This is a genomic window from Ectopseudomonas chengduensis (assembly GCF_900102635.1).
In the GTDB taxonomy this organism is placed as follows: Bacteria; Pseudomonadota; Gammaproteobacteria; order Pseudomonadales; family Pseudomonadaceae; genus Aquipseudomonas; species Aquipseudomonas chengduensis.
The window spans coordinates 1-11181 of sequence record NZ_FMZQ01000016.1 but is presented as its reverse complement, the minus strand read 5'-3'; the positions used below and the strand labels follow the sequence as shown (position 1 = coordinate 11181).

Here is an 11181-nt window from a genome sequence, read left to right as displayed (position 1 = left end):
ATGCGTCTCCGCCTGATCAATTGCTAGAGACGCAGCATGTCGAATGCCTGGAGCCCCGAAAGCTGGAGGGCCAAGCCCATCCAGCAGCAGCCTGAATACCCTGATGCCGCGCACCTGAATCGCGTCGAGCAAACCCTGGCCGGCTACCCGCCGCTGGTATTCGCCGGCGAGGCGCGCGAGCTGCGTCGCCAGTTCGCCGAGGTCACCCAGGGCCGCGCCTTCCTGCTGCAGGGCGGCGATTGCGCCGAGAGTTTCGCCGAGTTTTCCGCCGCGAAGATCCGCGACACCTTCAAGGTGTTGCTGCAGATGGCCATCGTCATGACCTTCGCCGCCGGCTGCCCGGTGGTCAAGGTCGGACGCATGGCCGGCCAGTTCGCCAAGCCACGTTCGTCCGGCAGCGAAACCATCGATGGCGTTACCCTGCCCGCTTACCGCGGCGACATCGTCAACGGCATCGGTTTCGACGTCGCCAGTCGCGTACCGGACCCGGAGCGCCTGCTGCAGGCCTACCACCAGGCCACCGCCAGCCTCAACCTGCTGCGCGCCTTCGCTCAGGGCGGTTTTGCCGACGTGCATCAGGTGCATCAGTGGAACCTCGACTTCATCGCCAACTCGGCGCTATCCGAGAAGTACCACCAGTTGGCCAATCGCATCGACGAAACCCTGGCGTTCATGCGCGCCGTCGGCATGGACAGCGCGCCGCAGCTGCGCGAAGTCAGCTTCTTCACCGCCCACGAAGCGCTGCTGCTCAACTACGAAGAGGCCTTCGTCCGTCGCGACAGCCTCACCGGCCGCTGGTATGACTGCTCCGCGCACATGCTGTGGATCGGCGACCGCACCCGCCAACTGGACGGTGCGCACGTCGAATTCATGCGCGGCATCGAGAACCCCATCGGCGTCAAGGTCGGTCCGAGCATGGACCCGGACGAGCTGATCCGCCTGATCGACACCCTCAACCCGGACAACGATCCCGGTCGCCTTAACCTGATCGTGCGCATGGGCGCCGATAAGGTCGAAGCGCACTTCCCGCGTCTGCTGCGCAAGGTCAAGGAGGAAGGCCGCCAGGTGCTGTGGAGTTCCGACCCCATGCACGGCAACACCATCAAGGCCAGCAGCGGCTACAAGACCCGCGATTTCGCGCAGATCCTCAGCGAAGTCCGGCAGTTCTTCGCCGTGCACCAGGCCGAAGGCACCTACGCCGGTGGCATCCATATCGAGATGACCGGGCAGAACGTCACCGAGTGCATTGGAGGTTCGCGCCCGATCACCGAGGACGGCCTGTCAGACCGTTACCACACCCACTGCGACCCGCGCATGAATGCCGACCAGTCCCTGGAACTGGCGTTCATGATCGCCGAAACGCTGAAGCAGGTACGCCGCTGACGAGCCGCGCCCTGGCCAGTGGCCAGGGCGCGAACCGGCTCGCACATCTTCTGTGCGGTATCCGGCATAATGCTGCCCCATCGCGAGCACCGGACAGGTGCCCCAGTTACACCCAGCCGGAAAGGACTCGCGGCCAACACCCCCAACAAGGACGATGAACCATGCAACTGCGCACCACCCTCTCCGCTTTCGCCCTGTCCAGTGCTGTCTTGCTGACTGGCTGCCAGAACATGTCCCCCGACGCCATGCTGCAATCCGGCCTGATGGCCGTGCAGGCCGCGACCCTCAGCGACGCCGAAGTACGCAGCATGTCCGACCAGGCCTGCGCTGAAATGGATGCCGAAGCCAATATCGCCGGCCCGAACAGCCCGTACAGCAAGCGCCTGGACAAGATCGCCAACAACCTCGGCCATCAGATCAACGGCACGCCGATCACCTATAAGGTGTATCAGGCCGATGAGGTCAACGCCTGGGCCATGGCCAACGGCTGCGTGCGCGTATACAGCGGCCTGATGGACCTGATGACCGACAACGAAGTGGAAGGCGTGCTCGGCCATGAGATCGGCCACGTCGCCCTCGGTCACAGCAAGAAGGCCATGCAGACCGCCTACGCCACCACCGCCGCGCGCAATGCTGCAGCCGCGTCGGGCAACGGCACCATTGCCGCATTGTCCGCATCGCAGCTCGGCGCCCTGGGTGAGCAACTGGTCAATGCGCAGTTCTCGCAAAGCCAGGAAAACGCCGCCGATAACTTCTCCTTCGACCTGCTGACCCAACGCAACATCCCCCGTGAAGGCCTGGTCACCGCGTTCGAGAAGCTGGCCAAACTGGGCGGCGGCGAAGGCAGCATGTTCTCCTCGCACCCGGGTTCCAGCGACCGCGCCGCCAACATGCGCACCCGTCTGGCTGCCAAGTAAAGGTAATGTTCAGGGGCTGCATTGCAGCCCCTGTTTCATTGGGAGATTGCCATGTCGATACTGCGTAACGGCTTGCTACCGTTCACTCTGCTGCTGCCGCTCGGCGCCTGGGGTGATTACGACAAGCATTACCAGGCCTGCCTGGACGCCAGTGGAGTGATCGACAACGCCAGCGTCGCCGGCTGCGCCGAAGGCGTATCGGAAACGGTGAAGAAGGAGATGAACCGCATCTACCAGCAGCTGTTCCTCAAGCTGCAGGACGACGCGCCAGAGGACGCCGAACAGCTGGAAACGGCGCAGAAGGCCTGGTTGATCTACCGCAACGGCCAGTGCGACCTGCAGGGCAAGCACGTCGGCTCGCCGATGTACTACACCTGCCCGATGGAGCTGAATATCCAGCGCGTTGAGGAACTGAGGTTCCTGCTGGAAAACGGCGGCTAACCGAGCAGTCCGCGCAGACTGACGCTCGGCGCCAGCCACACCTCATCCAGGCCCAACCAATGCGCCAGCGCTCGCAGTGAATCGCTCAGCGCCAGGCGCGCCTCCTCGCTCAACACCGCGTCCTCCAGATGCACGGCATGCACCGCCAGGCGTCCGGTAGCGCGCTCGCTGCGCAGATCCACCCGCGCCAGCAGGCGTTCGTGGTGCAGGAACGGCAGCACGTAGTAGCCATACACGCGCTTGGCCTGCGGGGTGTAGATCTCCAGGCGATAGCGAAAACCAAACAGCCGCTCGGTGCGCTCGCGTTCCCAGATCAGTGAATCGAACGGCGACAGCAAGGCGCTATGGCGAACACGCCGGGGAATGCGCGGCTCACCACGGCAATAGGCCACCTGCCGCCAGCCTTGCACCGCGACGGGCAACAACTCGCCCGCCTCCACCAATTCGGCGATACGGCGCTTGCTGTCACTGACGTCCAGCCGGTAGTAGTCGCGTAAATCGCGCTCGGTCGCGACGCCAAGGGCATCGGCAGAACGCAGCAACAGGCGGCGCTGCGCCTCGTCCTCATCGAGATCCGGGTGATTCAGCATATCCGCGGGAATGACCCGCTCCGGCAGGTCGTACAGCCTTTCGAAGCCGCGGCGCCCGGCCACAGTGACCAGACCTGCAGCGAACAGCCATTCCAGAGCCATCTTTTCCGCGCTCCAGTCCCACCAGGGGCCGGCCTTCTCGGTACGCGAGGAAAGGCTGCCGGCGCCCAGCGCACCGCGCTCGCGCACGGCCTGCAGCACGCTGTCTATGGCGTCACGCCGCTCCACGCCGAACTTCGCCAGCTGGCTGTAGATGCCCTGCCCATCCGCGGCTCGGCGCATTCGCCAGCGCAGCAGCGGATAAAGCTCGAGCGGCAACAGCGAGGCTTCGTGCCCCCAGTATTCGAACAGCCGCCTGCGCCGCACCCGGCCCCAAGCCAGTTCATCGAGGTGCTCGGCCTGGTAATGACCAAGACGGGAAAAAGCCGGCAGGTAGTGCGAGCGCACCAGGGCATTGACCGAGTCGATCTGCAACACACCAAGGCGCTCGATCTGCGCCTGCAGCTGCTTGTGGGCGATGGCGCCGCGTGGAGTACGGCCGAACCCCTGAGCGGCCAGGGCCAGGCGGCGGGCTTCGGCGAGAGAAAGTGAGAGCGTCATGGCGACCAGCCTATCAGGCAGTTTGGCTGCCGACGAGTTCAGGCCGGCGCGGCGAACGCGTGGCGAAAGGTGAAGGCCTGCGCCGTCGCGCCATACTCGCGCAGATGCGCCAGGCGCTCGGAGGCCTCGACCACGCTCGGCCGATGCCCGGCTGGCACCCACCACAGCACCTGGTGCGCCTGCTCGACACGCTCGAACCATTCACGACGGCGCTTGAGCATCTCGGTATGCGCCGATTTGTAGACGTAATCGCTGAGCGACTGTACGTCGTGCCAGACCGACATGTTCACCAACACCTCGTCACCAAACGGACGGATTGCCGTGGCATCGCCCGCCTCGTCCTGCAAACGCCAGACATAGCCGGGCGAGCCTTCAGCCAGTGCATTGATACGCTCCAGATTGGCGACGAAGTCAGCCATCTCCGGTGACTCCAGCGGCGTCTTCATCCAGGCAATGTTCAGTTGGGCCAAGTGATAAGCGGACAATTTCCAGCCTCCATGCAAACGAATGATCAGGGTTGCTGAGGCAGGCCACGCCAGCCGGACAGACGTCGACGCAACCAAGCCTCGCTGCTGACCAGAGTGATACCCGACAGCACCAGCGCCGCGCCGATGATGAAGTTCAGGGTCAGTGGCTCGTCCAGCACCAGCACGCCGAAGGTGACGCCAAACAGAGGTGTCATGAATGAGAACACCGCCATGTTCGAAGCCAGGTAGCGGCGCAGCAACCAGAACCAGGCCAGGTAGGTGAAGAACGACACCACCACGCCCTGCAGCAGGATGCTGGCAATGGCCACAGGCGTCCAACGCAGCTGGGAAAGGTCCACCACCACCAGCGCATAGGCCAGCAGCAGCACGAAGGCCACTGCCAACTGATAGAACAGGGTCAGCCCGGCCGGCGCCTCGGACAGGCGCGAGCCCCGCACCACGACCGTGGTCGCGCCCCAGGCCATGCCTGCGCACAGCCCCAGCGCATCGCCGAGCAGCATGTCGTGATCGATCTCGGCCCAGTTACCGCCCACACCGAAAGCCATCACCACGCCGCCGAAACACAGCGCGATGCCCAGCCACTGCAGGCGACGCAGACGCTCGCTGGGCAGTAGCAGGTGCAGACCCAGCGCCGAGAAGATCGGCGCCGTGTACAGAAACACCGCCATATGCGAGGCCGTGGTGTAGCGCAGGCCCAGCGCGATAAAGAAGAACTCCAGCGCGAACAAGACACCGGCCAGGATCCCGGCCAGCCAGGTCGTACTGAGCCACTCGCGCCAGCCGCGCTGCCACAGCAACAGCAGGCCGACCAGCACCGCGGCAACACCCGAGCGCAACGCTACCTGGAGCATGGGCGCGATATCGTCCGCCGCCAGTTTGATTGCCACCTGCTGGCTACCCCAGATGGCGCATAACAACAGCATCAGTTGGAACAGAAAAAAATCGGCGCCCTTGCGTACCGCGGTCATTCAGCAACTCCCGTCATGTGCCACTCATTTTCTCAGCGGGTCATCCCAGAACGGCCGTTCGGCCTCCTGCAACACATCGGCTCGGGACAGTCCCAGGTCCTTCAATGCAGCATCATTCAGTTGCGCCAGCTGCGCCCGCTCGCGAGCCAGTTGACGCCAGCGCCGCAGCATACGCCATACGCCGACCAGTGACGGCAGCCGTTCGAAGTGGATGGCCTGAGCCAACGCATAACCTTTCTGACCTTTCATCTTTTCGCCCTCCCTGTGGGGTTGGCGTCAGTGTCGGGTCAGGCTTAAGATCAATCCAACGAATGTTTCTTATGGGATCCATCTCGAGGATTGATGAATGGCCTTCCACCCCAGTATTGATACCGAATTGCTGCGCAGCTTCGTTGCCATCGCCGACACCGGCGGTTTCACCCGCGCCGCAGAAACGGTCAATCGCACCCAGTCAGCCGTGAGCATGCAGATGAAGCGGCTGGAGGAAGACGTGGTGCAGCGCCCGTTGTTCGAGCGCGACGGCCGCCAGGTGCGGCTGACACCCGAGGGTCAGGTACTGCTGGGTTATGCGCGGCGCATTCTCAAGCTGCATGGCGAGGTACTCAACACCCTGCGCGAGCCGCATATGGTCGGTGCCGTGCGTATCGGTACGCCGGACGACTACGTGATGCGTTTTCTGCCGGAGATTCTCTCGCGCTTCGCCCAGGCCTATCCACTGGTGCAGGTGGAGGTGCATTGCGAACCCTCCGGCCAGCTGTTGCTGCGCCAGGATCTCGACCTGACCATCGTCACCCGCCAGCCCGGCAAGGAGATCGGCCAGCTGCTGCGCCAGGAGCGCTTCGCCTGGGCCGTGGCCCAGAGCTTCTGCCCACATGAACAGAACCCCATGCCATTGGCCATGTTCAACGCCGACTGTTTCTGCCGCGAATGGGCCTGCAACGCGCTCGATGCGATGAGCCGTCCCTACCGCATCGCCTACACCAGCCCCAGCCTGTCGGCGATCTTCGCCGTGGTGCGCGCGGGCCTCGCGGTCACTGCGCAGCTGCAAAGCCTGATCACCCCGGATCTGCGCATGCTCGGCGAAGCCGAAGGCCTGCCGCTGCTGCCGCTGACCAGCATCGTGCTGCTGCGCAACGAGAGCAGCCAGTCACCCGTCACCGAATGCCTGGCCGAGCATATCGTCGAAGGTTTTCGCCTATAGGCGGCCACCCGACTCCAGCGCGAGCAGCAGCGCACAGAGCAGCAGGAAGCCACAGAACAGGCTGCGTAGCAGACGCTCCGGCAACGAGTGCGCCAGGCGTACACCCCAACTGATGCTGAGCAGGCCACCGATGGCCAGCGGCACACCCATCCACCAGTTGACGTGATCGTGCAACGCGTAGGTAAACAGCGTAACCCCGGTGCTGGGCAACGCCAGCGACAGCGAGAGCCCCTGCGCCACCACCTGCGTGGTGCCGAACACACTGGTCAGCACTGGCGTAGCCACCACCGCGCCACCCACACCAAACAGCCCGCCCATCGCACCAGACACCCCGCCCAGCACGCCGAACCAGCCCCAGTGATGACGCAACTCGCCACTGGCCGGCGCCTGAGCCATCAGCATGCGCAGCAGGTTGTAGGCCGCCAGGGCCAGCAGAAAACCGACGAAGGCCCAACGCATGGTGCGCGAATCCACCTCCACCGCATACAGCGAGGCCAACCAGGCGCAGAAGAAGCTGGTGACACCGAGCAGCAGGGCATGTCGCAGGTCGATACGATTGCGTTGATGGTAACGCCAGATCGCCAGCATCACGTTCGGCACCACCATCACCAGCGCAGTCCCCTGAGCAAGCTGCTGATCCAGGCCGAAAACGATGCCCAGCACCGGAATGGCGATCAGGCCGCCGCCGATGCCGAACAAACCACCCAGCGTCCCCAGGCCCAGCCCCAGCAACAGATTCAGCAACAGGTCGAACAGATTCATGACACCTCCAGACAGTGGGCGCATGTTAATCAGCCGCGGCTAGCGCGGAAACGCATAGCAACGCACAATGGCTTTGCTTATCTCGCATAAGAAGGCTGCCATGAACCCCGATGCACTGACCGACCAACTGGAACTCTTTCTCGACGTGCTGGAGACCGGCAGCTTCTCCGCAGCGGCAAGGCGCCATCCGCTCACGCCTTCGGCAGTGGCACGGCGCATCGACGCCCTAGAGCGCGCCATGGGCAGCAGTCTGTTCAGTCGCACGACTCATGCGGTACGCGTCACCCCGGCGGGCCTGGCCTTCGCCGAGCGCGCCCGGCGCATCCTCGCCGAGCTGCACCTGGCCCGCGCCGAAGCGGTGTCGTTGAGCAGTGCACCGGAAGGCCTGATTCGCATCGACGCCCCCTCCCCCTTTGGGCGCCGCCACCTGGCTCCGGCGATTGCCGAGTTCCTGCGCGCCAATCCCGGCCTGGACGTGCAACTGCGCCTGATCGACAGCTTCATCGACCTACAGGGCGAACACCTGGGCGAGGTGGATATCGTCGTGCGTATTGGCCCCCTGCCCGACAGCCGCCTGGTGGCCACGCCGCTGGCGTCGATGACGCGCATCGTCTGCGCCAGCCCGGAGTATCTGCGTCGACGCGGCATTCCACGCAGCCCGCTAGAGCTGGAACAACACGACGGCCTGGACTGGGACAGCCTGGCGCCACCTTACGCCTGGCGTTTCGAAGTCGACGGCAAGCTGCAGCTGTGCAAGCCCAAGCGCCTGCGCCAGACCAGCAACAACGCAGAAACCCTGCTATTCAGCGCCCTCGCCGGCATTGGCGTGGCCCACCTGCCCACCTGGATGAGCAGCGAGCATCTGCAACGTGGCGAGCTGATCCCGCTGTTCTGCGAACAGGGCCTACCGCCCGTCGAGCCGGTGAGCATCTACGCCCTGCGCCTGGAACGCGAAGCCAGCCCGCGGACACGCCTGCTGCTGAGTTTCCTGAAGCAGCGCTTCGGCTTTCCGCCACCATGGGACCAGGCGCTGCAAACCAGCCTGGCCATCGCGCAGCAGTAAGATCATGACCCTAGGGTGCACCGCGCGCCCCACGGAAACCGCCGCGTGACGGCCACAAAAAACCCGGCACCTAGGCCGGGTTTCTCGTGCAGCTTAAGCTCAGGCCGGAGCCTGGGTGCGGCCCTTGTAGGAACCGTCACGGGTATCGATCTCGATCCAGTCGTCGATGTCGACGAACTCAGCAACCTTGATCTCGGTACCGTTGCGCAGCTTGGCAGGCTTCATGACCTTGCCGGAAGTGTCGCCACGAGCAGCGTTCTCGGTGTAGACAACCTGACGGACGATGGTGGTCGGCAGGTCGACGGAGATCACTTTGCCTTCGAAGAACACGGCTTCGCAGACGTCGCTCATGCCTTCTTCGATGAACGGCAGAACGCTTTCCAGATCTTCGGAACGCAGCTCGTAGGAGTTGTATTCCGGATCCATGAACACGTAGTCCTCACCGCTGATGTAGGACAGGTTCACTTCCTTGCGCTCGAGAATCACCGGCTCCATCTTGTCGTCGGCTTTGTAGACGGTCTCGGTCTTGGAACCGTTGAGCAGGTTCTTCAGCTTCATCTTGACGATGGCGCTGTTACGACCGGACTTGGTGAACTCGGCCTTCTGGATCAGCCACGGCTGGCCATCGATCAGGGCCACGCTGTTGACTCTCATTTCTTGTGCAGTTTTCATGCGAATATCCGAAATATGCGGGAGGTACAGAAATCTAGGCCGCGTATGATAGCCAATTTAGGTAAAACTGTTCCAGCATCGTGGCAAGATCCGACCGAACGGCCTGTTCGTCACACCATTGCTCGGCGTGTCGCTGCAGTACCGGCCATACTTCGAGAAGCGCAGGCCAGACCGTTCCCATCCCTTCCCCCGCATTCCAGGCTCGCCAGAATTCAGCCTGAACGGCAGCGGCTTCGGGCATCAAATCGGCGTTATAAATCGCCAGAAATGCCTCAAGTTTGTCCCAGTGCGCCCCTTCCTCCTGCGGGTAGATGTGCCAGAGCAATGGCCGCCCCGCCCATTGCGCTCGCACGAAGGAGTCTTCGCCACGCACCGCGTTGAGGTCGCAGCACCACAACAGGCGGTCGTAGTCATCCTGCGCCACGAAAGGCAGCACATGGATCAGCAGATTGCTGCGCTGCCGCTGATCACCAGGCACCAACTGCACCTCGCCCAGCCAGGCCTGCAGATTCGCCAAAACCTTGCCTTGCGGCACCAGCAATTGAGTCGACTGCGAATCGGCTGCCAGTGCATCTAACCATCCCGCCAGCCCCGCATTTTCATAAGCGAACAACGAAATCAGTCGCGCCCCGGGTTCCCTTATCACGCCAAGCGACTGCAGGAACGCCTGCTGCGCGTGCGCGTCTGCCTGAAAGGCGCGCCGCTGCGCCAGCAGATTGGCCTCGCGCAGCAAACCGCCCGTGCCCTCCACGAATCCGGGAAAGAAGAAGAACTTCTGCAAACCGCTTGGTTGCGGTGATGGCAGGCCATGGCAGCCTGCCACCCAGTCTTCGGCACTGAGATATTCCAGATTCAGCCACAAGCGACGCGTGCCGCTGGCCGCCATTGCCTCGATATAGGCAGACGGCAACTGACAGGCGAAGGCCTCGATCACCACCTGCGCAGGTTCAACCGCAGGGAACGGCTCACGCCACTGGCGCACCTCGACACCGCCCCAGTGCTGGCATTCAGCATCGACACTGGCCTCGGGGCACAAGCGTACGAAGGCCCCCAACTCGTCGACCCATAGGCGCACAGCATGTCCCTGCTCAGCCGCCAACTGTCGGGCCAACCGCCAGGTCACGCCGATATCACCGTAGTTATCCACCACGCTGCAGAAGATGTCCCACCTGGCCACGCTGCGCCCCTTCAGAAGATGATCGCCATTCTAACCGGCGAGCAAGAAAAAGCCCGCCAGAGGCGGGCTAAGGGGAGCGCTGGAGCGAGCGCGGGGTAAAACAGTGAATCAGGCCAGCAGCGAATCGCCCTCACGACGAATAGCGCTGCTGAGCAGCCAGACCGCCTGGCAAGCCAGCGCGGCCTCACGGGAAGCGAAAGGGCCGGCTTTGGGCTGGCCATCCACCATCACCAGCCAGCACGCCATATGACCATCGGACCTGAGCTCAGCCGGGACGGCGCTGCCAACCAGGGAAACCACATCGATACGGGACATCATGACCTCCAAGCCAATTCAATCTCTGTTGGGCTCAACATTAGGCCGATGCCTCGCCAGACAGAAATCAGTGCTCTCGATAGTGACCATGGATATTGCCAATGGCGGAAGCACAGGCGGCACAAACTGCGCCATGCGCGGTATGGGCATTAAAGTGCCTTTAATACCCAGCCTCAGAGCAATTTAAGGCATTTTATTGCCTTTATTTGCAAAGGCTACTAGTCTAAACGGCATTAAAGTGCCGGAGTCGATATGCATGTTGCCGCTGACCGAAAACTGACCCAGTAGAGGCTGTTCTGCCGACTGAAAACTGACCCAGGTGTTCAACTGCTTCTGCTCAATTTTTGAGCAGGAGAACACAGGGTGATCAGTATGGAAATGATGGGCAAAATTCGCCGGATGTATTTCCGCGACAAGCTGTCGCTGCATGAGATAGCCAAGCGCACCGGGTTGGCGCGCAACACGATTCGCAAGTGGGTCAGAGCACCTGAGGCCAAGCCGCCGGTCTACCAACGCCGCGCGATCTTCAACAAACTCAGCCCTTTTCACGCCACGCTGGAGCAGGCGCTAAAAGCCGATTCGCTGCGGCCCAAGCAACAGCGGC

At 62.9% G+C, this 11181-nt stretch carries 13 protein-coding genes and 1 pseudogene; 6 read left to right on the top strand and 8 right to left on the bottom strand.

From position 1 onward, the window contains the following. Positions 1 to 36 precede the first annotated feature (36 nt). The 3 genes from BLS08_RS21545 to BLS08_RS21535 all read left to right on the top strand — a co-directional run bounded on the left by BLS08_RS21545 (position 37) and on the right by BLS08_RS21535 (position 2741). Positions 37 to 1383: a class II 3-deoxy-7-phosphoheptulonate synthase gene (locus BLS08_RS21545; RefSeq protein WP_017676949.1), complete on the top strand. Its 1347-nt coding sequence runs from the start codon at positions 37 to 39 to the stop codon at positions 1381 to 1383. A gap of 161 nt (positions 1384 to 1544) precedes the next feature. Beyond that, on the top strand, positions 1545 to 2300 hold the full coding sequence (gene loiP / locus BLS08_RS21540; protein ID WP_017676950.1) for a metalloprotease LoiP: 756 nt from the start codon (positions 1545 to 1547) through the stop codon (positions 2298 to 2300). Positions 2301 to 2351: 51 nt separating this feature from the next. Continuing rightward, positions 2352 to 2741, top strand: a complete 390-nt coding sequence (locus BLS08_RS21535) for a lysozyme inhibitor LprI family protein (RefSeq protein ID WP_017676951.1) — start codon at positions 2352 to 2354, stop codon at positions 2739 to 2741. Here the strand turns inward: BLS08_RS21535 and BLS08_RS21530 are convergent. The 4 genes from BLS08_RS21530 to BLS08_RS21515 are packed head-to-tail and all read right to left on the bottom strand — an operon-like array spanning position 2738 to position 5636. Next, a complete protein-coding gene (locus BLS08_RS21530) occupies positions 2738 to 3931 on the bottom strand; it encodes a winged helix-turn-helix domain-containing protein (RefSeq protein ID WP_017676952.1) in 1194 nt (397 codons plus the stop codon). The genes BLS08_RS21535 and BLS08_RS21530 overlap by 4 nt on opposite strands. Positions 3932 to 3969: 38 nt before the next feature. Continuing rightward, entirely contained in the window at positions 3970 to 4416 is a 447-nt protein-coding gene (locus BLS08_RS21525) for a DUF3291 domain-containing protein (protein WP_017676953.1), read from the bottom strand. 26 nt (positions 4417 to 4442) lie between these two features. Further along, positions 4443 to 5387, bottom strand: coding sequence for a DMT family transporter (locus tag BLS08_RS21520; protein ID WP_017676954.1), 945 nt, complete (start codon positions 5385 to 5387; stop codon positions 4443 to 4445). A gap of 24 nt (positions 5388 to 5411) precedes the next feature. Then, entirely contained in the window at positions 5412 to 5636 is a 225-nt protein-coding gene (locus BLS08_RS21515) for a DUF1127 domain-containing protein (RefSeq protein ID WP_017676955.1), read from the bottom strand. Between the two features lie 97 nt (positions 5637 to 5733). Between BLS08_RS21515 and BLS08_RS21510 the strand changes: the two genes are divergently transcribed. After that, entirely contained in the window at positions 5734 to 6588 is an 855-nt protein-coding gene (locus tag BLS08_RS21510; RefSeq protein WP_017676956.1) for a LysR family transcriptional regulator, read from the top strand. Here BLS08_RS21510 and BLS08_RS21505 read toward each other — a convergent pair. Continuing rightward, positions 6583 to 7350: a sulfite exporter TauE/SafE family protein gene (locus tag BLS08_RS21505; protein ID WP_017676957.1), complete on the bottom strand. Its 768-nt coding sequence runs from the start codon at positions 7348 to 7350 to the stop codon at positions 6583 to 6585. The two genes, BLS08_RS21510 and BLS08_RS21505, sit on opposite strands and share 6 nt — an antisense overlap. Before the next feature lie 100 nt (positions 7351 to 7450). Between BLS08_RS21505 and BLS08_RS21500 the strand changes: the two genes are divergently transcribed. Next, a complete protein-coding gene (locus BLS08_RS21500) occupies positions 7451 to 8413 on the top strand; it encodes a LysR family transcriptional regulator (RefSeq protein ID WP_017676958.1) in 963 nt (320 codons plus the stop codon). A gap of 99 nt (positions 8414 to 8512) precedes the next feature. Here BLS08_RS21500 and efp read toward each other — a convergent pair whose 3' ends face one another. The 3 genes from efp to BLS08_RS21485 form a co-directional block, all read right to left on the bottom strand. Continuing rightward, positions 8513 to 9085 carry an elongation factor P gene (gene efp / locus BLS08_RS21495; protein ID WP_003460252.1) on the bottom strand — a complete coding sequence of 191 codons (573 nt, stop codon included), beginning with the start codon at positions 9083 to 9085 and terminating at the stop codon, positions 8513 to 8515. A 34-nt stretch (positions 9086 to 9119) separates the two neighbouring features. Next, positions 9120 to 10262, bottom strand: coding sequence for an elongation factor P maturation arginine rhamnosyltransferase EarP (gene earP / locus BLS08_RS21490; RefSeq protein ID WP_017676960.1), 1143 nt, complete (start codon positions 10260 to 10262; stop codon positions 9120 to 9122). Positions 10263 to 10370: 108 nt separating this feature from the next. Beyond that, a complete protein-coding gene (locus BLS08_RS21485; protein ID WP_017676961.1) occupies positions 10371 to 10577 on the bottom strand; it encodes a hypothetical protein in 207 nt (68 codons plus the stop codon). A 381-nt stretch (positions 10578 to 10958) separates the two neighbouring features. Here BLS08_RS21485 and BLS08_RS21480 point away from each other — a divergent pair. Continuing rightward, positions 10959 to 11181, top strand: a pseudogene (locus BLS08_RS21480) (IS21 family transposase); the annotation flags it as partial.

Bases quoted from the DNA above. Each gene is read 5' to 3' on its own strand.
- BLS08_RS21545 (WP_017676949.1), top strand. From the start codon at position 37: ATGTCGAATGCCTGGAGCCCCGAAAGCTGGAGGGCCAAGCCCATCCAG.
- loiP (WP_017676950.1), top strand. From the start codon at position 1,545: ATGCAACTGCGCACCACCCTCTCCGCTTTCGCCCTGTCCAGTGCTGTC.
- BLS08_RS21535 (WP_017676951.1), top strand. From the start codon at position 2,352: ATGTCGATACTGCGTAACGGCTTGCTACCGTTCACTCTGCTGCTGCCG.
- BLS08_RS21530 (WP_017676952.1), bottom strand. From the start codon at position 3,931: ATGACGCTCTCACTTTCTCTCGCCGAAGCCCGCCGCCTGGCCCTGGCC.
- BLS08_RS21520 (WP_017676954.1), bottom strand. From the start codon at position 5,387: ATGACCGCGGTACGCAAGGGCGCCGATTTTTTTCTGTTCCAACTGATG.
- BLS08_RS21515 (WP_017676955.1), bottom strand. From the start codon at position 5,636: ATGAAAGGTCAGAAAGGTTATGCGTTGGCTCAGGCCATCCACTTCGAA.
- BLS08_RS21510 (WP_017676956.1), top strand. From the start codon at position 5,734: ATGGCCTTCCACCCCAGTATTGATACCGAATTGCTGCGCAGCTTCGTT.
- BLS08_RS21505 (WP_017676957.1), bottom strand. From the start codon at position 7,350: ATGAATCTGTTCGACCTGTTGCTGAATCTGTTGCTGGGGCTGGGCCTG.
- BLS08_RS21500 (WP_017676958.1), top strand. From the start codon at position 7,451: ATGAACCCCGATGCACTGACCGACCAACTGGAACTCTTTCTCGACGTG.
- efp (WP_003460252.1), bottom strand. From the start codon at position 9,085: ATGAAAACTGCACAAGAAATGAGAGTCAACAGCGTGGCCCTGATCGAT.
- BLS08_RS21485 (WP_017676961.1), bottom strand. From the start codon at position 10,577: ATGTCCCGTATCGATGTGGTTTCCCTGGTTGGCAGCGCCGTCCCGGCT.